Genomic DNA, 25,076 nt, shown 5'->3' on the forward strand with positions numbered 1-25,076 from the left:
AAATGTTTTTGAAAAAATTTTAATTATTTTTTTCAACACCAATAAACACCCCTCGCAACACTCCTCCTTATTCTTAAGGCTTATTACTATTAAGTATTTAATCTATCAATCCACTCCTACTCTCTCGTATCGAGGGTGCAAAAATATAAATTCTTTACCATTAACTCCAAATGTTTTACATCCTTTTTTTATCAATCATATATAATCGACTGATTTGCAAAAGAGAAAAATTTTGAACCTAACTAATGAGATGTGTAGAAATTTAATAAATAGTTAGCATAAACCTCGTCTAATCTTTCTAAATCTCCTGTCTTTAGATTGAGAAAACCGTCTTTTCCTCTAAGTGATGTATTGGATACATTAAAATATAATGAGTTATTAGTTCCTGTTTTCGTTGGAAGTTTAATCCTAGAACCAAGAAATCCACCTACTGAAACATCTATTGGCTTTTCTGTTAAATTTATTTTATAATAAGATTTTGGTAAAAGAGTTAATCTTTTATCTTCTATTTTTAATTTCTGAGCTTTGTCTCCTGTGTTAAATAAATAAACTTCATCATGAACCCTTGTTATATTTTCTACATTTATAGAGTACAATAATACTGTATAGTATTGTTTATTTTTAGCGTTTAGCCCATCTATAGTTTCAGGAAATATAATTTGATAAGCATTAGCTCCTATAAATTTAGCCTTATTGTATATTGCTACATAATTAACTCTGTCGTCCGAAGATGCATTAGCTACCTCTAATTTACCTAAATAGTGTGCTTTTTCAATATCTTCTTGGATAAGTCTAAAGAACGATTTATCTGTACTTTCTATTTTATCTTTAATTTCTACTAGGTCGTATCGTTGAGAAAACCCAACAATTGATAGACATAGGCTAAGGGCTAAAACAAATTTATTCATTTTCTTTAAGGATTTCTATGCAAGACTCTAAACTAGGTTGCCAATACTTTATTTCTATCTGATAATCTTTTTCTATTTTATCTAAAGCAAAGGTACTTCTATGTGGTCTCTTAGCTGGAGTAGGATAGGCTTCTGTTGGAATAGGGTTTAGTTTAATATTACTTTTTGAGAATTCTTTAATTTTTGTAGCAAACTCGTACCAAGTGGTCTCTGAATAGTTAGAGAAATGATAGATACCCATTTTCTTTGAAGGTGTTTCTATGATTTTCATTACAGCTTCTGCCAAATCATTTGCATTGGTTGGCTGACCGAATTGGTCGTTTACTATATTTAATTCATCTTTTTGAGAAAAAAGGTGAAGCATTGTTTTTACAAAGTTTTTATTAAACTCAGAGTAAAGCCAAGAAGTACGAATGACTATTGTATTAGGATTATTCTCTAAAGCCAATTCTTCCCCTCTAAGTTTAGACTTCCCATAAACGCCAAGAGGATTGGTAAAATCATCTTCTGAATATGGCAAATTTGTGTCTCCGTCAAAAACATAATCGGTGCTGATGTGTATCAATAATGTTTGATTTTCTTGACAAGCTTTTGCTAGATTTTCCACGCCATTAGCGTTAATGTTATAGGCTTTTTCTTGCTCCTGCTCCGCCAAATCTACAGCGGTGTATGCCGCAGCATTGATACAAACTGATGGTTTTTCCTCATTAAAAATATCTAAAACAGCTCCTTCATCTGTTATATCCAACTCTTTTGAAGTTTTAAATACAAAGTTATATTGTGGATAGTTTTGCTCTAACTTTTTGAAACAATTACCTAGTTGTCCACCAGCCCCTGTAACTAAAATTTTACTCATATCTTATCTTAATATTTACACTATATCCCCACAAATTTATTTATTTTTCTCAAGTTATCAACTCTTTCTTGGAATGTTTTTTCCGATATTTCTACCAAGAATTCACCAAACTGTTCCATAATTTCTGGAGTGTGTTCTTGTGATTTTCTTGTTTTAAGGTTAAAGTGAATAACCTTTACCCATAATACAGCGTAAACTAAATCAGAATCCAGAGCCTTCATTAAAATTTCTACTAAAGCTGTTCTTTTATCCATCATAATGGTTTTACTTGTAATTTTAGCTTTAGTATTAGCTCTTATTTCTCTTAGGTATGCTATTTGGTTTTCTATAGCAATCCAAGTACAGCCTGTTTTTTGTGCATATTCTTGATAGGTAAATCCGTAGTTATCTTCCACATGATCTTCTCTTGCATTGAGCATATACTCCAAATATTTTACATTATTAAGATGCCCTATTGGATCACAATCTGCGAAACGAATTTTAACTATACTCTCAAACTCTTTTAATTCTCCCATATATTATATTTAAATAAAAAAACCACTCAAAAAGAGTGGCTTTATAGATATTTTCAACTTAATTAAAGTCCTAATTCTTTTTTAACAGCTGCAGTAGCATCAGCTCCTCCTTTGTAGATTAACCCCATAGTGTTAGAGTCAAAAATAAAGTCCCAACCGTTAGCTTTAGCTGCTTTTTCTGTAGCTTCCATAAATTTCTTATCTATAGGAGCGTAAGCTGCTTGTTGCTTTTCCGTATAATCTTTCTGAGCAGCTTCTGACATTTGCTGAATATTCTGTTGTTTTTTCTGCAACTCTCCTTCTTTAGCAGTTCTCTGAGCTTCAGTCATTGTAGCTGCTGCTTTTTGGTAAGCTGCAACTTCTTCTTGCCAAGCCTGTGCTTGTTTCTGAATTTCTGCTTGTTTTGCTTTAAATACACTTAACAATTGTTCATCTGCTTTTTTCTTTTCAGGCATCATGCTCAAAATTGCTTCTACATCTACCGTAGCTACCTTCTGTGCTTTTGCAGTACCCATAGATACAAACATCATTACCGCTGCAAATAATACGCTTAATTTTTTCATAATAATAAATAAAGTTTAATTTTTCTAGTTTTTTTATTTCTCCCTGCAATTATACTTATTTTTTTTGATTTTTAAGTAAAATATCCAATACTTTATCGGTATAATCGTACTTTTTATCAGTAAATAGTATATTTGCATCGTTACCCTTATCAAGAACTATGCCTAAACCATTTTTATCACTAACCTGCTTTATGGCATTCCAAATTTGATCTTGAAAAGGTTTAGTTAAAGATGTTCTCAATTTATTAACCTCTCCATCTGTTCCAAATCTTTTAGAAATAAGCCCTTTAAGCTCTTTTTCCAAATCTAAAACTTCTTTCTCTCTTGATTTTAGTTGCTCTCCTACAAGAAGAACTTTCTCATTTTCAAACAATGCTTTTTTAGCTTCGTAATTGGTTTGCATTTGGCTAATTTCTGTTTGCCAAGTTTGTACCTGAGTTTCCAATCTTTTTTCTGCCTCTTTGTATTGAGGATACTTCTCCAAAATGTATCGTGTGTCCACAACTCCTATTTTCTGAGCTTTTATACCAAAACTTAGAAATAATAGGCTGAAAATGAAAACAATTTTCTTTAAAAAATTTATCATCTTTTTAATATTAGATTATAGAGGTTGATTCATCAGGAAGTGAGTATTCCAGCCAGAAGGTTGTGTACCTCCTATTGTTCTATCAAATCCGTAAGCAAAGTCAAATCCAATTAAACCAAACGCTCCCATAAATACTCTAATACCAACACCTACAGAACGCTTCAACTGGAACGGATTATAGGTTGAAAAACTATTCCAAGTGTTACCTCCTTCAGCAAAAGTAAGTGCATAGATTTTTGCCGTTTGGTTCATAGAAATTGGATATCTTAATTCTACTGCAAAACGGTTATATAATGTACCTCCACCTGTTGGCGTAACATCTTCTGTTAACCCACCTGTCATAGATGCGTTCTGATAACCACGCAATGGTATAAGTTCTCTACCGTCAAACCTTCCTGCAAAAAGCCCTACACCTCCTAAATAGAATCTCTCGAAAGGTGGAGCTCCTAGTTGTCTATTATACCCGTCCATAAAGCCCATTTCCGCAGTAGAACGCAGTACTAGTTTACCAACAACCGTATTATAGGTTTCGGCTCTAAGTTTTACTTTGTAAAATTCTAACCAATTATATTTTGCCGCAGTGGACATAGTACTATAATCTTTATTCGAAAATAAAGAATACGGTGGTGTAAACTTTACAGAAGCCTCTATATTAGACCCTTGAGTAGGGAAATGAGGGTCAAACCCTGCTGAATTTCTACTAAGTGAAACATTAAACGCAAAGTTATTTGCAGAACCATTACTTACTTGCTCTGACCCGAACTGGAATGGAAAGTTATTAAAGTTATAGCCCTGATAAGAAATCCCTGTATAAAGAGAGAAATTATAATCTGGCCATAATAGTCTTCTTGTTAAACCTACATTCGCAGAGAATATATTTAACCTTTGACTACCTCCTGTAAGGTCTGCATATTTTACTATGGAGTTATTTAAACTTATAGATAAAGCAGTTGGACGGCTACCAAACAACCAAGGCTCTGTAAAAGCAAAACTATAATTTTGGAAGAATTGCCCTGCCTGTGCTTGTAATGATAATACTTGCCCATCTCCTTGAGGAACAGGTTTAAAATCTTTACCTCTCAAGAAGTTTCTAAGAGAAAAGTTATTAAACGTTAGCCCTAAAGTCCCTATAAATGAGTTACCTCCATAACCTGCTTGTAGCTGCACTTGTGAAGAGCCTTTTTCTACCAAACTCCAAGCAACATCTACGGTATTATTTTGTGGATTAGGCTTGATGTCATATTTAATTTGCTGAGGGTCAAAAAACTGCATTCCAGCTAAATCAAAATAGGTTCCCTTAATATCTCTTTTAGAGAATAAATTCCCTGGTCTTGTTTGTAGAGAACGAAGTATTACATGGTCGTGTGTAGTCGTATTACCACTCCACGTTACTCTATCCCAAGAGGCTTTTTCTCCCTCCTTAATTCTTATTTCTAAATCTATAGAGTCTCCCTTTATTGCTTTCTCTACAGGCGTTACTTGGGAGAAAAGATAACCGTTATTAAGGTATAAAGACTTGATATCCGAGTCATCTTCTTTACCACCATCTTCACCTACTTTTTTATTAAATCCTACGGCATCATAAATATCTCCTTTTTTATACCCTAATACTTTCTGTAAAAACTCTGTACTATAAGCTGTATTTCCAATGAAATTAATGTCTCCAATATAGTATTTTTTACCTTCATTGAGTTTTACATTAATTTCATAATTATTGTTTTTATTTCTCCAAACCGAATCGGAAACAATTACCGCATCACGATAACCTAAAGAGTTATAATAGGTTACTAAGTTTTTCTTATCTTCTTCGTATTTCTCTTTAACAAACTTAGAAGATTTTAATATTCCTAATAAAAATCTTTTTTGTTTAGTTTCTTTAAATGCTTTTTTTCTAAGTTTTTTAGATGAAATATTCTCGTTTCCTTCAAAAGTAATACGGTCTATCTTTATACGCTTCCCTCTCTGCACCTCTATCGTCCAGTCCATCATATTAGGATCTTTAGGATTTGCTGTATTCTTTACATTCACCTTAGCATCAGAGAAACCTTTATCTATCTGCTGTTTGGCAATATTATGTTTTACCGAGTTTATTAAATCATTAGTGATTTTTACCCCAGGTTTTAAATCATTGTCTTTTATGATTTTTTCAGCCTTAGATTTACTTACTTTCTTATCTATCCCTACTACTTTTACTTCTCCTAAATCTTTTAGGTCTTCTAATAAAAACCTAAGCACAATATTTTGCCCATCTACACTTTGGACATAGACTTCTACTTCGGAGAAATATTTAGAGTTCCAAAGTTTTTTTATAGCCTCACTAATTTTTTGCCCTGGCACCTCTATCTGCTCTCCTTTTCTAAGTCCTGTAAATCTCAACACTTGATCTGGACTGTATTTCTTGATACCATCTACCACTATATCCTTCAAAATATAGTTTCCTTGTAGGACATCTACTTGTGTGGTACTTTCGTTCTGTACACCCTGCTGAGCATTAGTCTTAGGCACCTCTTGTCCAAATAAATGAGCTGACGCTGCAAATAAAAGAACTGGTAAAAATTTATATCTCATTATATAAAATCTATTCTTTTTCAATTAAAATATTAAGGAGCTACCTGCTCACTAGTTTTACCGTATCGTCTCTCCTTATTTTGGTAATCTACGACACATTGGAAGAAATCGTCTTTAGAGAAATCTGGCCATAGAACATCTAAAAACTGTAGTTCTGCATAGGCTATTTGCCATAAAAGGAAGTTGCTAACCCTTACTTCTCCACTCGTCCTAATCAGTAAATCTACATCTGGAATGTCTTTGGTAAACAAATTTTGGCTTATCGTTTCCTCTGAAATCGCCTCTACCGAAAGTTCTCCATTTTTAACTTCGGTGGCAATTTTTTTCACTGCTGTTAAAATCTCATGCCTAGAACCGTAACTTAGAGCTAAAACTAAATTTCCTTTGGTATTATTTTTAGTTAAATCTACTACATTTAGCAACTGGTCTTTAACCAAAGAGGGTAATCTTTCCACATCGCCTATAACATGCATTCTCAACCCTTTATTGAATATATCTTCCGCTTCCGCCAATAAAGTATCTGATAACAAATTCATAAGCGTATCTACCTCATCGGAAGGTCGTCCCCAATTTTCCGTAGAAAAGGTGTATAGTGTAAGATAAGGTACTCCTATCTCATTACAAGCATTGATAGCATTTCTTACAGCTTCAATAGCACTTTTATGTCCAAAGGTTCTTTCTTGCCCTTTGGATTTTGCCCATCTCCCATTGCCATCCATTATAATAGCGATGTGTTGAGGCAATTTGTTTTTATCAATTTTGTTCTTTATTTCTGACATTTTCTTAATCACAATAACATGGTGGACGCCCAAAAGAATAAGATATACCTAAAGTAACTGTATTTACCCAGTCGTTAGAGTTTAGATTTCCTACTCTTTTTGATTCCACATAAGGTTTTATAATTGTATTTATTTCTTCTTTTGATAACACCGTGTTACCTCCTCTTATAGCCTTTACAGCCTCTTTATCATAAAGAATTTTTACTTGGCTTTCTTGCATATTGCTGTAATCAATATTATCCGTAAAGGTAGGGCGAAAGGTTATCTCACCAAACAAAGCCCAATTATAATTAAACTTATACTTTAATCCTACACCAAATGGTATAGACATCGTCAATTTGTTAGCCATCGCTCGTTGCTCTTCAGGGTAATCTTCAATCGTAGGAGGCGTAAAAGCTCCTGTAGCATCCACTAGCTGATAATTAGAAAAATCTAATGTAGTATTGACGCTAGAATAAAGCATAGCTCCTATACCTCCGAAGATATAAGGGCTGAGCATAGGAGATTTCTGTTCATTATTAACTGGCAAAAACTGATACTCAAAAATAGACTCTAAACTATAAATGGAATTTGTGCCGTAGTTTCCTCTCTGATTACGATAGATTTCGTTAGCAACTTTATCGTTAAACTGAATATTGGTATATCCCAAATTAAATCTTAAAGTTTGATAAGGATTAAAGTTCATCCTATATAAAACTCCTATATGAATAGGTAAACCAAATTCAGACATCCTACTCAATGACAATGGTTTATGAAGAATATAATCGGTCTTCCCAATATCCCCTACTAGATTACTCATCCCTGCATAAACACCCACCTCATGCCTTTGAGCAAAAGATGTCGCAGAAATAGTAAATATACTTAACAGACCGAAAATTATTTTTTTCATAATTTATTGTTTTTGAGTAAAACAATGTGCAAATATAAACCTTTTTAAAGTTAAGCCAATCTTAAAGAAGCGTTAAAAAAACTATTGGGTATTGTAAATAATCTCTAGTTTTGGATTATTAACTCTCACTTTAAGCCATTCGTTAATTTTACTCTTCTCCACTTCTCTAATAGGAGCTTCTGCACTTATAAGCATCACATTCTTTTTAATTATAGACGAATCCGTAACCTCATCCATAGTGCTGAACGCAAACTTCTTTATATTATTATTTTGAACCTTAAGCTCTTTAAATATTTGCTCGGTTTCTTTTTTATGAGCGTTGATACTATCACTCCTCATTACTAAAAACTTTTTGAGTTGTTGCTCCGAATCATTAGCAGGAACAATATTATTCTGCCCATTAGCCGATGGCACAAAATTAAACCCTTGTTTTATAACTAATTTCACACCCTCCAAGTCGTAATTATTAGCCTTCTTTTTGAGTGCTTTCATACTCTCTTCACTTAGCTTTTCTCCACCGTAAGTTAGTTCTATTTCACCATTCTCATAACTAATTTTCTTACTTAAAAGAAAATTGTTTTGAAATACAGCCTCACCGCTAATAAAACGAGAGGCATTTCGTTCAAACTTGTTTTTATTTACCATTACATAACCAAAGTAAGTGCTTGGTATCAAAGTAAGAACGACTAAAAACCACATGATTTTCCTAGAGCGTTTCTCTATCCTCTCATCTTTGAAATGATAACGAGGGAAATCCACTACCTTAAGCACAATAAAGGTTGCTAAGGCTATATAAACCGTATTGATGAGATATAAATATAAAGCTCCAAAAAAATACGAAAACTGCAATGTTGCCAGCCCATATCCTGCCGTACACAAAGGAGGCATAAGTGCCGTAGCAATGGCTACTCCCGGTATTACATTACCTTTCAGTTTACTATAAGTAGCCACAATACCTGCTAAACCTCCGAAAAAGGCTATAAGTACATCGTAAATATTAGGAGAAGTTCTCGCCAATATTTCCGAATAGGCATCGCTAATAGGAGAAACTAGAAAATAAATTGTGGAAGTTACCAAGCCAACACCAGAAGCGAAGGCATAGTTTTTAATTGCTGTTTTAAGCATCCAAGGGTCGTTAATTCCAACAGAAAAACCAATCCCCATAATAGGTCCCATAAGTGGTGATATAAGCATTGCTCCTATAATCACCGCAGTAGAGTTCATATTAAGCCCCAGACAAGCTATAAATATGGCAAAAATTAAAATCCACAGATTAGTCCCTTTAAATGGAATATTTGCAGCTATGTTTTCTTTAACATTATCAAATGTTTCTTGCTGAGAAAGAAGGCTAAAAACTTCTTTTAATTTGATTAGTTTTTCTAACATTAGCTTTTCAGTTTAGCGATTACATCTAAGCCTCCCTTAGTTTTATCTCCTATTTTGCAAAGTACCTCTGTATCTAGTGGTAAAAACACATCCATACGAGAACCAAATTTAATAAATCCAAACTCGTGCCCTGCTTTGGCTACATCTCCTTCATTACAGTAGAATACAATTCTCCTTGCAACATAACCTGCAATCTGACGGAATACAATATTAGCCCCTAAAAGAGTTTTAACGGCAACCGTAGTTCTTTCGTTTTCAGTAGAAGATTTTTCGTGCCACGCTACTAGATATTTACCTGGGTGATATTTTTTGTAAACTACCTCTCCACTCACAGGATAACGGCAAATATGAACATTAAGTGGCGACATAAAGATAGATACTTGAATGCACTTCTCTTTTAAGAATTCATTTTCTTCTACTTCTTTTATCATTACTACTTTGCCGTCCACAGGTGCTATTACATTTTCTCTATGTTCCAAAATAGTTCTATTAGGCACTCTAAAAAACCATAAAACCAATCCTAAAAGCACCAAAAGAGGAAGTATAATAACCAGTGCCCACCCTTTCAAAAAATAAATGGACAAGCCGCTTACTATAGCCACCACACTTCCTACCACAAGTAATGTTCCTTTAGATTCTTTGTGTAATTTCATTATTATCAGTTTATTAAAATAACTTTTCTATCGCAAAATATAAATATAATACTGGAGCACATACCATAAAGCTGTCCAGCCTATCTAAAATTCCTCCATGACCGGGAATGATATTTCCACTATCTTTAACTCCGAAAGTTCGTTTTAATTGGCTTTCTAGCAAATCTCCCATAGGTGCAAATACAGATACCAGCACTCCTACTAATATCCAATTACCTCTAAGTTCCGTATAGTTTTGCTCTATAAAAAAACCTAACAACATTGTGCATAACACTCCACCAATAAAGCCTTCCCAAGTTTTCTTAGGGCTTATTTTAGGAGCCATTTTATGTTTTCCAAATAATCTTCCAAAAACATACGCAAAGGAATCACTGCTCCAAATAAGAACAAACATCCAAAATACTTCCATAGAAAAGGATTCTGGTAAACCTTTAATAAAAGTAGGTAGACCCAATGCAAAAGAAAAAGGTATCACGGTATAAATAACAGCAAAGATGAGTTTGCCATTTTCGTAATAAAGTTCTTTAGGATAACGGAACAATGTTAATGCCGCAATAGGTAATAATGATAATCCTAATATTTCTGATAGTGTAATGTTAGCATAAAAACCATTATAGAAATACTTCATACTAAAGCGGTAATACACAAGAAGTACAGCTGGGAAAACCAACCATTTCCAAAAGGTATTATCAAATTTCATCATTCTCACGCATTCCCATACGCCTACAAACAACAGAAATGTAATTAGTCCAAAATAGAGTTGTTCTGCCCCTACCACATAATTACCTAATAAATTATTGATAGTAATAGCTCCATAAGGCGTTGTACAAGCAATTATCACCAGTGCATAAACACCACCAAATATTATACGGAGTAATAAATTTTTATCCAAAACAGAATTGATTTAGTTAATTTAATCTTCTAGCAAAAGAAGAAAAAGTTTGGTATTCTTTTTTTGAGGGTCATCTAAATGTGATTGTCCTCCACTTATTGAAGTCAGATTTTTAAGAGTACTCTTTCTCCGTTTCACTTTCATCATCGCTTCGTTGAGATTGGTTACTATCTGAGAAACTGTTGCTATAATCACAATTTTCTCTGGAAGTCTAGAAGAGTTATAGTGTAAGATATTATTGTGAGAAAGCATAATTTTGCCATCATAAGCGATAAGATATTCACAAGTGATAAAAGCCGCATCGTTAAAAAGTTCTAATCTTTCTGTAGAAGACACCCCTATCACATTTAAGAAATCTCTAAGGTTTTCATCACAACAGAAAATAGAAGACATACCCTCTAACTTTACGATTTGATTGAGCGTTTTAAGAGCTTCTGCCTCGTCTGCACAGTAATTGAAAATCCCTCCAGAATGTGTAAACAACTGGGCAAATTTATAATCTAAATCTGCAGAACTAAGCTTATCACCTAATTTTATGATATTAGGCTTCTCTGCTTCCTCTTCTGTATTAAAAATTTTACCGACGATGTTCTTAAACCAACTCAAACCAACAGAGGTTTTTCAATATTTTCAACAAAAATAGTAAATATTTATTATATATGGCATTAAAAATTAAATTCTCAATCTTTAATGAAACGATAATAAAAGCCTTAATTCAATATTTTTTCTAAAATCCTCAATGTGATAAGATAGGTAGGCTTAACGCCTGTAAGCCCCAATCCTCCCGAAGAAAGGGTACTACCTGTTTCTAAAGGGTTATCCGAAGCATAGTAAGCATAACACACAAACAAATCTGGACTGATGTGATTTCTTATTTTAGAAGCTACTTGTATGGCTTTTTGGTAATGAGCTCCTTCCATCTCAAGACCTATGGCTTTCCAAGAGGTAGTCATAAAGAATGAAAGAATGTCCTTATTTTGCAAGGAAGTCCCTAATACCGTAATCATAGACCCTTGAAATGCCTTTAGTTCATCATCTTGAAAATCGGAGAGGCTTAACGCATTTTCAAAAGGGTAATTGTCTGCTGTTCCTTCAAAAATATGAGAGGTAGGTATCATAATATCTCCTTTTTTACCTTCCAAAATCCCTGCTTTACCCATAATAGAAATGGAACGAACCGGCATAAAACACATTTCGCTCTCTACTTTAAAAGGTTTTAAAAGCTCGTCCATAATTTCAAAGGCTTGTTCTCCAAAGGCATAATCAAACACCAAAATCACATCTTCTTTACCAATAGCTTTTCCTTGAAAAGGGGTATTCTCTGAAGTAAATTTCTTTAAATCTATAATTTGAACATCTATATTACTTCCGCTTTGGTCGTCTATATAGATAAGTCCTTTTGATAAGGCATAGTCCGAAACTTTTTTTCTTAGATTAGCATCATTGCTAATGTTTTCATATAGAGAATAATCTACACTACCTTTATTTTTGATATTAAGAGCATCATTAGCGTAAAGCATATTTTTAACACTGTGCATATTGGCACTGATGATATGCAAAGGTCTTTTGTGTAAGTTATTATCTACCAAAACTTCCTTAACCTTGTTTGCCCATTTTTCACCAAAGAAATGATGCCCCACACGCTCCTGAAGTATCGCACTAAAGAAGATTTCTCTTGCTCGTTCTTGTCTCCAATCTGCCAAACTTACCTCACCCATATTATAGATGATTTTGAATAATCGGTCTGGATTTTTTTCATCACCAAACTTTTCGTAAGCGTCTAAAGTTTCCTCAAAGGTTCTTCCCAAAAAGGCAGAAAGTTGTATCAATGCTACTTCTTTTTCTTTTCGTGTAAATTTCTTTTCGCCTTTAGCGACCTCTTCTATTGCCTTCCAAATACGGCGAGGCGTACCACCGTTTTCTAAATCAAAGCCGATGTTTCTTATTTTATCTGCCTCTATGTAGAAGAAAGTTAAGTGGGTGAGTATATCGTAAATTTCCGACCTTCCTAGAAGCACCTCAATATTCATTTGATGAGCATCTATCCTGTAGCAGTTTCGCCTTCTCTTTTTAGGAACGATAGGCTGAAAACTCGCTTTGTGGAAACCCTCATCTGAAGTTAAATGTATAAAAGCACATTCTTCTATACCTTCTGGCAAACGGTCTAGCACATAGAGTAACCCATCTAGCTCCACCTTTTTAGACGAAGACATAGAACCGTAGATTTCGGGCTGTATGACCATCAACAAATCTCTAAGACTCTCTCCCGATACACCACTTGGCTTGAAAAAGCCTCTGTAAAATAAGTGCCTCATACTCACAAACAACCTCTCAATAGCCTCCGTTGTTTCTCTTGCTCTAGACTTTACCATAATGTTAAAAAGAATAAATTTGACTACAAACTTACATAATTTTCCAAATTTATAAGTCTTTAGCTTAATTATCATAGTAATATTCGTCTCTGTATGCCTTTTTTGATTTTCTTTTTAGAAGTCTATTTTAAAACCTTATTTTTGCATCAATTAGTTTTAGAATTATGGGGAGAAAGCATAAAAACATCATTATAGAAAACCTAAAGTTAGTATCAGCGGGAGCTAAAGGCGTTGCTGTGGGAAAAACCACCGAAGGCAAAACGGTGTTGGTTTCGGGAGCAGTCCCAGGTGATACGGTAAACGCTAGAGTGAAAAAATCTAAAAAGCAATACTACGAAGCCGAAGCTGTAGAGATTGTAGAATTTTCTCAAGATAGGGTAGAGGCTCAATGCAAACACTTTGGGGTATGTGGTGGTTGCAAATGGCAAAACTTGTCTTACGAAAAACAACTAGAATTTAAACAGTCTGAAGTCCTTAATAATCTCAAAAGAATTGGTGGATTAACCGATTTTGAGGCTTTACCGATTTTAGGCTCTCCGCAAGAGTATTTTTACAGAAACAAGATGGAGTTTTCTTTCTCTAATGCTAGATGGCTGACTTCCGAAGAAATACTTAATGGAGCTGATATTGACAATAAAAACGCTCTAGGCTTCCATATCCCTGGTATGTGGAGTAAAATTTTGGACTTAAAAGAATGTTTCCTACAAGAAACGCCTTCTAACGAAATAAGACTTGCTGTAAAAAATTATGCCGATGCCAACCAGTTAGAGTTTTTTGATGTTAAAAATCAGGAAGGTTTTTTAAGAACACTAATGCTAAGACAAAACTCCAAAGGCGAGTGGATGGTGCTGTTCCAATTCTACAAAGAACAAAAGGAAGACCGAGAAGCCTTATTTGAATATCTCCTCAACACTTTCCCTCAAATCAAAACTTTGGTGTATGCCATCAACCCTAAACCTAATGACTCCATCTACGACCTAGAGGTGGAAACCTACTATGGCGATGGTTTTTTAATAGAAGAAATGGAAGATTTGCAATTTAAAATAGGTCCTAAATCTTTCTTCCAAACCAATTACCAACAAGCCTTAGCCCTTTACCAAAAAACACTAGAGTTTGCCGATTTAAAAGGAGACGAAGTGGTGTACGACCTCTACACAGGCACAGGGACTATTGCACAGTTTGTAGCGAGAAAAGCCAAGCAAGTGATTGGGATTGAGTCTGTACCAGAAGCCATAGCTGCCGCTAAGGAACACGCTAAGCACAACGGTCTAGACAACTGCACCTTCTACTGTGGGGATATGAAAGATATTTTTACTGATGAATTTTTAGCTCAACACCCTAAGGCAGATGTTCTAATCACCGACCCTCCTAGAGACGGAATGCATCAAAAGGTAGTGGAACAAATTCTAAAGTTAGCTCCAGAAAAAATAGTCTATGTAAGTTGTAACTCTGCTACACAAGCAAGAGATTTAGCCCTGATGAAAGAACATTATCGTGTGGAGAAAATCCTTCCTGTGGATATGTTCCCACAAACGCATCACATAGAAAATATTGCCCTACTAAAGAAGATTTAAAATGAAATTATTCAAACTTGTTTTTGTTTTAGGAATGCTACTGTCTCTCGCCTCTTGTGGAAGCGATGACGATATTTGCGAAAGTGGACTAAGCTCTCCTAGAATGAAACTTAAATTTAAAGACAGCTCTAACAAACTCTACCAGCCAGATACCCTTATTATTGGGGTAAAACTGACAGGGGAGGAGAACATTAAAACGGTAGTTTCTGCCTTAAAACCAGATTCGGTACTCGTGCCATTGAGAGTAGATGATACCAACTTTACAGACCTCTACATTAGTACTAGTGCCAAAGGAATGCCCTCCAAAGTAAGGGTGCTTTACACGCCTGTTTCAGAATATGTTTCTCCTGCTTGTGGTATGCGAAGGCTCTACAACGACCTATCGGCTGTTTTGGAAAATGCCACTCCTGTTAAAAATATAGAACTCAACGAAAAGAATGTCCACGATGAAAATAAAACCCATCTTTATCTTATTTTTTAGTGTTTTTTTCCTAAACCTATCTGCTCAAGACAAAGACAACCTAAAAACAAAATGGAAATATCAGCCTAACGCTATGGTGGGGATCAATGTTTTAGGGGCAGGGCTTTCAGTATTTTCTAAGCAAAAGAACATTCAGTTTTTTGTTTCAAGCGAAATTAAAGGCAAACTCAATGGGATTATAGAAGGTGGTTATGCCCAAAACATTTATGACAAAAATGCTTATAATGCAACTACTTCGGGTATTTTTGGTAAGCTGGGAGCCTTCTATATGATGGTAACTGATGCCGAAGACCGTCGTAATGGATTCTATGCAGGAGGTAAACTCGCTACTGCTTTTTATCAGCAAACCTACCACGCCATTCCTACCAAAGGCTCTCTAGGGCAAGTTTTTACGACTAGTTTGCCCACTTCTCGGCAATCCTCTTATTGGGTAGAAGCTACCGTGGGCGGAAGGGTAAGGCTTTTTAATTCTAACTTCTTTATAGATGTTAATGCACAACCCAAATACTTGCTTTACACCACAAAACAAGACGGCGTTTTCCCTATGATTGTCCCTGGATTTGGACGAAGTTCTGGGAAATTTAATATGGGATTTGCTTGGAATTTAGCGTATTATTTTTAACAAAAAAATCCCTTTTGAAAAAAATTCAAAAGGGACTTTATCGGTTTTTATAAACTTACTCTTTAAACCAACTGATGTTTTACCAAATATTCTGCAATTTGTACCGCATTGGTAGCTGCTCCTTTTCTTAGGTTATCTGCTACAATCCAGCAGTTAAGTGTATTAGGTTGAGAAATATCTCTTCTTAATCTACCCACAAAAACATCATCTTTACCTTCAGAGTATCTTGCCATAGGATATAGATTTTGGCTCAAATCGTCCTGAAGCGTTACACCACTAGTATTGGCTAATATTTGTTTCACCTCTTCTAAATCAAAATCGTTTTCAAACTCTATGTTTACGCTTTCAGAATGTCCGCCTTGCACAGGTACTCTTACCGCTGTAGCCGTGAGGTTAAAGCTATCGTCTCCCATAATTTTCTTAGGCTCACGCATCAGTTTAAGCTCTTCTTTGGTGTAGCCTTCATCAGAAAACACATCGCAATGAGGCAAAGCATTTTTGAATATTTCATAAGGGTAAACCTTCGGAACTGATGCTTCTCCACCTTCTACAGAAGTTCTAATTTCATCATTAAGCTGGTCAACCGCCGCCTTACCTGTCCCTGTAACCGACTGATAGGTAGATACTACCACTCTTTTTATTTTATACTTTTTATGCAACGGATTAAGCACCATTACCAACTGAATTGTAGAACAGTTTGGATTAGCAATAATCTTATCGTCTTTGGTTAAAACCTCTGCATTTATTTCTGGAACTACCAATTTTTTAGTAGGATCCATTCGCCACGCTGAAGAGTTATCCACCACAAAAGAGCCTACTTCTGCAAACTTAGGAGCCCACTCCAAAGAAGTGCCACCACCTGCGGAAAATATAGCAATGGCAGGTTGCTTTGCTACGGCATCTTCCATAGACACAATAGGATATTCTGCTCCTTTAAATTTTATCTTTTTTCCAACCGATTTTTCAGACGCTACAGGAATAAGCTCCGTTATAGGAAAATCTCTTTCTTCCAACACTTTAAGCATCACTTGTCCCACCATACCTGTGGCACCTACTACTGCTATTTTCATATCTAATTTATTCTGTATTTATTTTAGCACCAACGCTCTAAAACACCATAATTATTGATTTTTTAGAGCGTTGATTTAATTATTTTTAAACCTAACTTTTAAACAAAAAGTTTATCAAAAGGGAACCTCAACAAGAATAAAACTACCGCTAACAGCCCCATAATAACAATACCAAAGTTTAGCGTTTCAGAAGTTTTAATTTTCTTATTTACTATCGTCATCAGTACAGCAGCCACCAACATCGTTACAGGGTGTTCTACATAAGAAAACCTTAAAACGGCATCTTTCATAATGCCTCCCATACCTATTTCTTTAAGATAGAATAAAAACTGGGACTTAAAAAACAACATTCCCAAACCTATAAGAAACTGTGTGTGAAACAAAATCATTGTAAATAAGCTGGACTTTTTAAGCAACTTGGAAACCTTACCAGAATAACCAAACATAGCTACCAAAAGTGCTACTACAAATACTGCCGCTGCTAATAAAACCAAATAAGCAAACCCTCTATGAGCGTGCAAAATCATATTTTCCATAACTATCTATTTTTCGGTAGCAAATATAGAAAAAAATCCCAACGAATACCGCTGAGATTTTGTATAATTAGTAGTTATAAGTATTTTAATACTTGAATTCTCCAATGATAGGGCAGTGGTCGGACAGTTGTCTGCTTCTATCCGTATCTAGAGAAACAGGTTTTATTTCTTTAGTTGAAAAGAGATAATCTATCCTTATTGGAAATTTATAATCATGGAAGGTAGTTCCTAAGCCTTTGCCTACTTCTAAGAAGCTGTCCGTCATATTTTGGCTTAGATAATAATACTCATAAGAATTAGGAACGGCATTAAAATCACCGCCTAAAATCACAGGATAAGGTGATTTTTCTACGGCTAGTCTTATCTGCTCTACTTGTGTTTGGTGAGCTTTAAAGACAGGTAAAAATCGTGCTATTAAACTTTTGGCTTTTTCTTCAGAAACAGTAAGATTTGTGCTTGGCTTTACCATATCTTTATTTAACTCAAAAGGCTTTAAGTAAACATTTATGAATCTTATCCGCTTGCCTTTAATTTCGGTATCTATATAACTCGCATAGCCATTATCCGCATCAATTAGAATTCTCCCAGATTCTATTATAGGTGTTTTAGAATAGAACTCCAAGATGTCTATTTCTTTTCTGTAAGGCATACTTTCTATCTCTTCTTTAAAATCTCCTTTTTCTTGTATTAGAATAATGTCAGGAGAGAAAGATTCTAGATGATGGTCTATATTAGCGATACCAGCTTCTGCAGCTTTAATATTAAAACTAACCACCTTGAAATCGGAGGCATTTTTATTTTCTGTGGAATAGTTAACCCATCTCCTGATAGGCGTTAAAAGCAATACTAAAGCCAATAGGAAAAATAAGCCTCTCTTTTTCCAACTCAAAATCCAAAACAAACATAACAGACAATAGCCCAAAACTAAAATAGGGAAGGCTAAAGACAAAAAATTAAGTTCTGCAAATACTCTCGGCGGAATGTAGGCATTCATCATACACAAATAGAGCAATGCCAAAAGCCCTAAATGTATAATAAATACAATTATTCTAAGAATTTTCATCATTTATATTAGGACTATTACTGTATTCTGAAACGGTTTCTACTCCACATTTTTATAAGAATATATCCCACTAATGCTCCGCCTAAATGTGCAAAATGTGCCACATTATCTCCTGCCATCTGGGTAAACCCTAAATAAATAGACCCCACTATAATGATTGGAAATAGTATTTTAGCCTTTATTGGGAATGGTATAAACAAAATCATAATCCCTGCATTAGGGTAAGTCACTGCGAAAGCCGCTAACACACCAAATATCGCTCCAGAGGCACCTACCATTGGTGTTATTAAAAATTGTTGTAATTGTGCTACCTCATCACTTCTTCCGAAAATAGCTCTTATGTTTAAAGAAGGATTGTTGAGATTAGCTCCTCTAAATACCGAGGCTAAATCTACACCTTGCTGATGCAGACTGCTCGTAAGCTGATAGAAGTGATAATAGTTCCAAACATTAAATAGAATGAACGCTCCCAACCCACTAAAAAAGTAGAGTATAAGGTATTTCTTCTCACCTAAAGCCCTTTCCAAAACAGAACCGAAACTCCACAAACCTATCATATTAAACAAAAGATGCGGAAATCCTCCGTGCATAAACATATGCGTAATGATTTGCCAAGACCTAAAATTAGGCGACAACGGGAAATAAGCTGGTAAGAAATTCTCTATCCCTGCTGGTAAAAAGTAACCTAGTATAAATACAACCACATTGATGATGATAAGATTTCTAGTGATTGGTGGTATATTCTGAAACATCATTTTTTAGTTTTATCAATTTTTAATTTTATTCTTCAAGTCTTCCAGTGGCAGGGCAATGTAACATTTTTTTCCTGATGGTGTGTATTCAGGAAACCCTAAATCCGAGAAGTCTTTAATCATCTGCTCTACTTCGGTTTTATAGAAGAAATCAAAGCGAGATTTAGCGTTAATCTTCGTCCATTGATTTTCATAGTAAGCCATAAATTCTTCCTCGGTTTTGTAGTCCAACACTTCAAATAGTTTCTCCAAAAACTCATTGACTTGCTTCTCCTTCAATCCGTTAGGCACGGCGTTTATTCTCAAAACATTGTCGTCCCCAAGTTCCATTTCAAAGCCTAATTGTGGCAAATATTTCTTTATGGAACGGTACTTATTTTTCTCCATTTCGTTGAGCAGATACTCTATGGAAAACAGTAGTTTTTGACCTACGCCTGTCTCTTTTTTCTGTTTTCTTCGTTCGCTAACAACCACAGAGTGCATTCTTCCCAAATCTAGCATAAGTGTATCTTCTCCTCGGTTATAAAGCCAATAGCCATTAGGCAATCTCATTAAATCCTCATCAAAGTCTTCATCTTCAAATAAATTGATTCTAGAAGGCTCTGCTGTGGTAATACTTTGGCTATAAAGCTCTGTAAGGGCGATGCTTTCAGAAGGTTTTACACGCTCCTGCTGAAACGGATTATAATCTCTATCTACCTGTATAGACGGTGCTTTGTAACTACTATTACTGATGGACAGCGTAGCTTTAGGATAATGACTTTGCAAACCTAAAAGCTGACTTTGGCTTTCATCTTTATCAAAATCTAAACTAGGAGACACATTATAAACACCCAAAGATTTCTTTATTGTAGAACGAATAAGAGCGAAAATAAGGGTTTCGTCCTCAAATTTAATTTCGGTTTTTTGTGGGTGTATGTTTACATCTATTTTCTCTGGGTCTATTTCTAGATATAAGAAAAACGACGGATTGTAGCCTTGTTGAAGCAACCCATCAAACGCTTCCTGAACCGCTTTATTGAGATAAGCACTTCTAAAAAACCTACCATTAACAAAGAAAAATTGCTCTCCTCTCGATTTCTTAGCTCCCTCTGGTTTTGCAACATAACCATTAAGTTTTACCCAATCTAAATCTTCTTTTATAGGAATAAGCAAAGGCTGAAGTTTCCTACCGAATATATCTACAATTCTTTGTAGAAGACTTGCTTTTCTGAGTTTGAAAATTTCCTCATCATTATGATAAAGCGAAAATTCTATATCCTCATGAGCCAATGCTACTCTATGAAATTCGTCTATAATGTGCCTAAATTCTACATTGTTAGACTTCAAAAATTTACGCCTAGCAGGTACATTGTAAAATAAATTTTTAACTGCAAAATTAGACCCTTCCGAAGTTTGTACAGCCTCCTGAAATTGCAATTCTCCACCTTCTATATAGATATTAGTACCTACAATATCTTCTTCTTTTTTAGTTTTCAGCTCTACCTGTGCCACCGCTGCAATAGAGGCTAAGGCTTCGCCTCTAAACCCCTTAGTAGCAATCTTAAAAATATCTTCGGTAGCATAGATTTTAGAAGTGGCGTGGCGTTCAAAAGCCATTCTTGCGTCAGTTTCGGACATTCCCGCACCATTATCTACTACTTGTATCAAGTTTTTGCCAGCTTCTCTTATGATGAGTTCTACTTTAGTTGCCTTAGCATCTATAGCATTCTCTATCAGCTCCTTTACTACAGAAGCTGGTCTTTGCACCACCTCACCCGCTGCAATTTGGTTGGCTACATAATCTGGTAAAAGTCTAATAATATCTGCCATAAACTCACTTTATCCGCCCCAAAAATAGGCATAAGATTTTTAGTAAAAAAACGAATTTATTTTAATTTTTAGTATTTAATAACAATATTTAATATTTATTATTAAATTACCAATACAAACTATACAATACACAAAAAGTAAAAACTCTTTTATAAATATGTAATTATTATCACACTTTACCTTTAAAATGAATTTTTAATAAAATTATTAACTTTGCAAAAAACTTGCAAAGAATGCATTACAAGAACTATTTTCTAATGGAGAGTTTTTGTATTGTTATACTTTTTGCCTTCAAATCTTAAAACCAAGTGGAATTCCATACAATCCTTACATAATGAAATGGGAATGTATTACCCAAGGTTGTAGTGAATAAAAAATAATGATATTGAAAATATTATTTACTGGCATTGTATCTATTTTGTTAAATCATTGGTCTATTGCACAAGTAGCGATAGACAAAAGCACTTTACGAAGTACAAGCTCTATTTTGGAGTTCAACGATATGAAAGAAACTAATGGCTCTGCTAAAGGCATTATACTGCCAACATTATCAGACCATTCTTTGGCTCAACAAGGTGCTTTATGGTTTGATTTACAAAACCAAAAAGTGATGTATAAATCTGCCACAGCAAATATCCCCCTTACAACTGCTGCTCCTAATCCAGCGGTTGTTTCTAACTATACAGGAACAGAGAATACGGGAATGGAAGGAGTGGTCATTAGACGTACTACAGAAAATTCTTCCTCTGACGACCCTGCGGTTTTGAAATTAGATAGTAAAAGCACTGCTTTACTACTACCTTATATCAACGATGTAACTACTGATTTGGCAAGCCCCGAAGCAGGCACGATTGCCTACGACGGAAAGAGTAAATCTTTGGCTATCTTTAATGGTGAACATTGGTATTTTTGGAATTAATATTAAACCCTATAATATAAATTATATGTACAAAAAAGTATTATTATTAACCTGTTTTTATGCCTCATTACTTATGGGGCAGCAGCAAGAACTCTACGACCCCTACACCCCGGAGTATTTCTCGGTAGGTAAGGACGACCCTGCGTGGTTGAAACTCATTGTAGATAACCCAAGTGGGGTAAATTTCTTCGAAATGGAGAAAAAGTTTAGCGAGTGGCTAGAAAAAGACCCTGATGCTAGAAGAAAAACACCAGAGAAAAAACCTGCCGTAAATTTCTACCGAAGATGGCAGAAAGCGTACAGACCTTTTGTAAATGGTAATGGGGAAATTGTGCTTCCTACCAAAAAAGATTATTTTGATAGATTGGACAAGCAAAATCAAAGAAGTAATCAACTAATGGCTAAAAACCAGAGAGGTTTAACCCTATTAGGAACCAACTCCACTCTTGCGAATACAAACAAATGGAGAAATATCGGTCCTAATTCTACTTCCAGAAACACACCAAACCCCGATCCAGACGGGAATTATTATGTGGAATCCTTTGACTATCACGCTAATGTGTTTAGAATAGATGTATTCAAAAAAGACGCTAATATACTCTATTCTGGGGCAGAAACTGGAGCCGTATTCAAAACAACAGATAAGGGGAAAAATTGGACAGCTTGTGCTCCTTCCCATAACTTTGGAGCCAATATTACTGCCATTAGGATAGATCCTCAAGATGCAAATACTGTATGGGTAGGCTCTACATCAGGGCTATTTGTGAGTAAAGACGGAGGCAATACCTTTAGTCGAATAAAAGAAATCACCACTACCGTAAATAGCATAAGGGTAAGTGATGATAGAAAAATCGTAACTGTAACTACAGGAGAGGCTCATAAGTTTAGTAACAGTAGTATAAACAGACAAAAAGATGGTTTTTACATTTCAAAAAACGGAGGCACCACGTTCCGTAGAGTTATGAGTGGTATCTTTTACGACCACGAACTAAAACCAAAAAATTCTAAGGTAGTCTATCTTTACGGACGAAAAGATACAAATTGGTATTCCCAATTATATATTTCTTATGACGGTGGTAAAAATTTCGATAAGGGTAGAGATATATTATCAGGAGCCAGACCAGGCCGTTTAGCGGTGAGCGATGCTCCAGGAGGAGAAAACTACCTTTATGCCTTAGTGAACGTAGAAAACAAGGCTTATCACTACGGGCAGCCTCATATTCTACAAAGTAAAGACAGCGGACTTACATGGACCGATAAAACAACCATAACAACGGATAACCCCACAACAAACGAAAGATACAACTATAAAAACACTTTTTGCCCATCGATAGACGGAAGACAAGGGGGACAAGGCTACTACGATATGATGATAGGTGCTTCTGGCACTAACCCTGAACATGTTATTTTCGGTATATGCAGTGCCTATCGCTCTCTAAACGGTGGAGAAGGAGGATACTACGAAAACGCTATAGGAGGTTATTGTTTTGGAAATTTTAAAATGCATGCCGATATGCAAGACATCGCTATTGCGGGCGATGAAGTTTGGATTGCCAATGATGGGGGAATTAAGTACTCCAACAATTTTTTTAAGAAAGTGAATGGTAAAATTACAGGTGAAGACCGTATTAAAGGCATCTATGCCAGCGATTATTACGGGTTTGGGCAAGGCTGGAACGAAGATGTGCTAGTAGGCGGAAGATGGCACAATGGTGATGCGGTAATGATGAAAAGTTATGGTGAAGGTAAAGCGGTTTATGTAGGAGGTGTAGAACAAGCCACAGGATATGTTATGGTAAGCAATCCTAAAAAAGTGTATTTTTCTGATGCCGGAATGTTCATTATGCCTGATAAGATTGATGGTAATGTAACCAGTCCTCCTTTTATCTCTATTTTTAACAAACAACCTTACGAAACTTTAAGAGCTAACGGATTTTTTGGAACAGACCCTCGCTACGCACAAAGGATTTTATACCACCCTAAAGAGGGAGCTTGGAGTCCTTCTAGGCAAATTTGGGAAACACCCGACGAAGGGATTACTTTTAATATGTTGTACGATGCTAAAGACAACATATCTAATGTGGAATTTGCTCGTTCTAATCCCAATGTAATCTATGCTTGTGGAGAAAGTTTTATTTACAAATCCACAGATAATGGAATTACATGGCAGCAAATAGATATGCCTCAGTTAAACGGTTTCTTTCCAAATATTACCATAGATCCCAGAGACGAAAATAAAATATGGATAGTAAAAAGCTATACTCCAGGGGGAGTAGCTTATAGCGAAAATGGCGGAAAAACCTGGGTAAAACCACTGGAAAACAATCCCACTATGAACAAAATAGCCTTTCGTTGGTTAGTATTGGCTGGTGACGAAACCAACGGTATTTATTTAGGCTCTGATGAAGGTTCTTATGTCTATTACAAAGACGATACTATGAGCGATTGGATAAATTACTCAGAAGGGCTACCTCCTGCGGCAAGGCTTACCCGCTTAGTGCCTTTCTTTAAAGAAGGAAAACTAAGAGCTGCAACCTCTCAAGGGATATGGGAAATCCCTTTATATAGACAAACCTTTAAACCTATTGCGCAACCATTAGCCACCAACATCAGTGAGGCAAGATTGCCTAATGCCGATATGACGGTAGAGTTTGAATCTTATTCTATTGTGAACCAAGACAATGTTCAATGGGAGTGGTCGTTTAATCCTCAACCTTATTCCATAGATAATCCTAAAGCTCGAAACCCTAAAGTCGTTTTCAAATACAACGGCGAGTATGACGTTACCTTAAAAGTAACCACACCTCAAGGGACGGATAGCAAAACGATTAAAAAAATGATTGTGGTAAACAATGGGGTTCTTGGGACTAACGAAACGCAAGAGATGAGCAACCCTAAGAAAATCACGGTGTATCCTACCCTATTGAACCAAGGCGAAGAGCTTCGTGTTAAATTAGGCGAACCGAGAGAGAAAGCCCAATTCAAGATTTATAATGCCAACGGTACTTTGGTGAAAACAGTAGAAATAGAGACCAACGCTTCTAAGGAAATTACGGTTCCAACGCACGGATTACCGAAAGGCGTTTACCTTTTCCAATATTCTACTTATAGCTATATACAGCGTGGAAAGTTTATTATAAAGTAACATATTATATAATAAAACCTATTACGATACTGTCTATCAATAGACAGTATCGTTTTAATTTTATAGATGGTTTTTAATACTTTTAACATTGTTTAATTATTGTTTTTATAGTAAATCCGCACCTTTTTAAAAAAT

Annotated in this window: 23 protein-coding genes; 5 read left to right on the forward strand and 18 right to left on the reverse strand. The window is 35.3% G+C overall.

The genetic code is table 11. From position 1 onward, the window contains the following. Positions 1 to 242: 242 nt before the first annotated feature. The 13 genes from RA0C_RS06310 to RA0C_RS06370 form a co-directional block, all read right to left on the reverse strand. Positions 243 to 908 (reverse strand): hypothetical protein, encoded by a 666-nt coding sequence (locus RA0C_RS06310; RefSeq protein ID WP_004917610.1) that lies wholly within the window; start codon positions 906 to 908, stop codon positions 243 to 245. Next, a complete protein-coding gene (gene rfbD, locus RA0C_RS06315) occupies positions 901 to 1,764 on the reverse strand; it encodes a dTDP-4-dehydrorhamnose reductase (protein WP_004917607.1) in 864 nt (287 codons plus the stop codon). The genes RA0C_RS06310 and rfbD overlap by 8 nt, the downstream gene beginning before the upstream one ends. A gap of 20 nt (positions 1,765 to 1,784) precedes the next feature. Further along, complete coding sequence (locus RA0C_RS06320; RefSeq protein WP_004917605.1) at positions 1,785 to 2,279, reverse strand: acyl-CoA thioesterase; 495 nt, start codon at positions 2,277 to 2,279, stop codon at positions 1,785 to 1,787. Positions 2,280 to 2,341: 62 nt separating this feature from the next. Beyond that, positions 2,342 to 2,842: an OmpH family outer membrane protein gene (locus tag RA0C_RS06325; protein WP_004917603.1), complete on the reverse strand. Its 501-nt coding sequence runs from the start codon at positions 2,840 to 2,842 to the stop codon at positions 2,342 to 2,344. Between the two features lie 55 nt (positions 2,843 to 2,897). Further along, on the reverse strand, positions 2,898 to 3,428 hold the full coding sequence (locus RA0C_RS06330) for an OmpH family outer membrane protein (protein ID WP_004917601.1): 531 nt from the start codon (positions 3,426 to 3,428) through the stop codon (positions 2,898 to 2,900). A 15-nt stretch (positions 3,429 to 3,443) separates the two neighbouring features. Further along, on the reverse strand, positions 3,444 to 5,996 hold the full coding sequence (locus RA0C_RS06335) for a BamA/OMP85 family outer membrane protein (RefSeq protein ID WP_004917598.1): 2,553 nt from the start codon (positions 5,994 to 5,996) through the stop codon (positions 3,444 to 3,446). 32 nt (positions 5,997 to 6,028) lie between these two features. After that, positions 6,029 to 6,775, reverse strand: coding sequence for an isoprenyl transferase (locus RA0C_RS06340; RefSeq protein ID WP_004917596.1), 747 nt, complete (start codon positions 6,773 to 6,775; stop codon positions 6,029 to 6,031). 4 nt (positions 6,776 to 6,779) lie between these two features. Continuing rightward, complete coding sequence (gene porG / locus RA0C_RS06345; RefSeq protein ID WP_004917595.1) at positions 6,780 to 7,664, reverse strand: type IX secretion system protein PorG; 885 nt, start codon at positions 7,662 to 7,664, stop codon at positions 6,780 to 6,782. A gap of 81 nt (positions 7,665 to 7,745) precedes the next feature. Beyond that, on the reverse strand, positions 7,746 to 9,050 hold the full coding sequence (locus RA0C_RS06350; protein WP_004917592.1) for a TIGR00341 family protein: 1,305 nt from the start codon (positions 9,048 to 9,050) through the stop codon (positions 7,746 to 7,748). Then, positions 9,050 to 9,703 carry a phosphatidylserine decarboxylase family protein gene (locus tag RA0C_RS06355; protein ID WP_004917590.1) on the reverse strand — a complete coding sequence of 218 codons (654 nt, stop codon included), beginning with the start codon at positions 9,701 to 9,703 and terminating at the stop codon, positions 9,050 to 9,052. Before RA0C_RS06355 ends, RA0C_RS06350 begins: the two co-directional genes overlap by 1 nt. Positions 9,704 to 9,716: 13 nt before the next feature. Further along, positions 9,717 to 10,595, reverse strand: coding sequence for a phosphatidate cytidylyltransferase (locus tag RA0C_RS06360; RefSeq protein WP_004917589.1), 879 nt, complete (start codon positions 10,593 to 10,595; stop codon positions 9,717 to 9,719). A gap of 21 nt (positions 10,596 to 10,616) precedes the next feature. Next, the gene (locus tag RA0C_RS06365; RefSeq protein WP_004917587.1) at positions 10,617 to 11,201 is read right to left on the reverse strand and encodes an LUD domain-containing protein; all 585 of its coding nucleotides are present in this window, start codon (positions 11,199 to 11,201) and stop codon (positions 10,617 to 10,619) included. A gap of 104 nt (positions 11,202 to 11,305) precedes the next feature. Then, complete coding sequence (locus RA0C_RS06370; RefSeq protein ID WP_013446972.1) at positions 11,306 to 12,967, reverse strand: DUF6909 family protein; 1,662 nt, start codon at positions 12,965 to 12,967, stop codon at positions 11,306 to 11,308. Positions 12,968 to 13,131: 164 nt separating this feature from the next. Between RA0C_RS06370 and rlmD the strand changes: the two genes are divergently transcribed. Genes rlmD through RA0C_RS06385 form a run of 3 tightly spaced genes read left to right on the forward strand, consistent with a single transcriptional unit; the run spans position 13,132 to position 15,644 of the window. Continuing rightward, entirely contained in the window at positions 13,132 to 14,541 is a 1,410-nt protein-coding gene (gene rlmD, locus RA0C_RS06375) for a 23S rRNA (uracil(1939)-C(5))-methyltransferase RlmD (protein WP_013446973.1), read from the forward strand. Position 14,542: 1 nt separating this feature from the next. Beyond that, the gene (locus RA0C_RS06380; protein WP_004917581.1) at positions 14,543 to 15,022 is read left to right on the forward strand and encodes a DUF6452 family protein; all 480 of its coding nucleotides are present in this window, start codon (positions 14,543 to 14,545) and stop codon (positions 15,020 to 15,022) included. Further along, positions 14,988 to 15,644 carry a DUF6048 family protein gene (locus RA0C_RS06385; protein ID WP_004917579.1) on the forward strand — a complete coding sequence of 219 codons (657 nt, stop codon included), beginning with the start codon at positions 14,988 to 14,990 and terminating at the stop codon, positions 15,642 to 15,644. The genes RA0C_RS06380 and RA0C_RS06385 overlap by 35 nt, the downstream gene beginning before the upstream one ends. 62 nt (positions 15,645 to 15,706) lie before the next feature. On the opposite strand, the gene asd is transcribed toward RA0C_RS06385, so the two are convergent. The 5 genes from asd to mutL form a co-directional block, all read right to left on the reverse strand. Continuing rightward, on the reverse strand, positions 15,707 to 16,714 hold the full coding sequence (asd, locus tag RA0C_RS06390) for an aspartate-semialdehyde dehydrogenase (protein ID WP_004917578.1): 1,008 nt from the start codon (positions 16,712 to 16,714) through the stop codon (positions 15,707 to 15,709). A gap of 98 nt (positions 16,715 to 16,812) precedes the next feature. Next, positions 16,813 to 17,250, reverse strand: coding sequence for a hypothetical protein (locus tag RA0C_RS06395; protein ID WP_004917576.1), 438 nt, complete (start codon positions 17,248 to 17,250; stop codon positions 16,813 to 16,815). A gap of 85 nt (positions 17,251 to 17,335) precedes the next feature. Beyond that, positions 17,336 to 18,316, reverse strand: coding sequence for an endonuclease/exonuclease/phosphatase family protein (locus RA0C_RS06400; protein WP_013446974.1), 981 nt, complete (start codon positions 18,314 to 18,316; stop codon positions 17,336 to 17,338). Between the two features lie 14 nt (positions 18,317 to 18,330). Continuing rightward, entirely contained in the window at positions 18,331 to 19,065 is a 735-nt protein-coding gene (locus tag RA0C_RS06405; protein WP_004917573.1) for a rhomboid family intramembrane serine protease, read from the reverse strand. Positions 19,066 to 19,080: 15 nt separating this feature from the next. Next, on the reverse strand, positions 19,081 to 20,877 hold the full coding sequence (gene mutL / locus RA0C_RS06410) for a DNA mismatch repair endonuclease MutL (RefSeq protein WP_004917570.1): 1,797 nt from the start codon (positions 20,875 to 20,877) through the stop codon (positions 19,081 to 19,083). Positions 20,878 to 21,256: 379 nt separating this feature from the next. Here mutL and RA0C_RS06415 point away from each other — a divergent pair, with 379 nt between their 5' ends. Both RA0C_RS06415 and RA0C_RS06420 read left to right on the forward strand, forming a co-directional pair. Then, positions 21,257 to 21,796, forward strand: coding sequence for a hypothetical protein (locus RA0C_RS06415; protein ID WP_004917569.1), 540 nt, complete (start codon positions 21,257 to 21,259; stop codon positions 21,794 to 21,796). 25 nt (positions 21,797 to 21,821) lie between these two features. Beyond that, positions 21,822 to 24,941 carry a T9SS type A sorting domain-containing protein gene (locus tag RA0C_RS06420; protein WP_013446975.1) on the forward strand — a complete coding sequence of 1,040 codons (3,120 nt, stop codon included), beginning with the start codon at positions 21,822 to 21,824 and terminating at the stop codon, positions 24,939 to 24,941. The last annotated feature ends 135 nt before the right edge of the window (positions 24,942 to 25,076 follow it).

The sequence above is a fragment of the Riemerella anatipestifer ATCC 11845 = DSM 15868 genome, from assembly GCF_000252855.1.
GTDB lineage: Bacteria > Bacteroidota > Bacteroidia > Flavobacteriales > Weeksellaceae > Riemerella > Riemerella anatipestifera.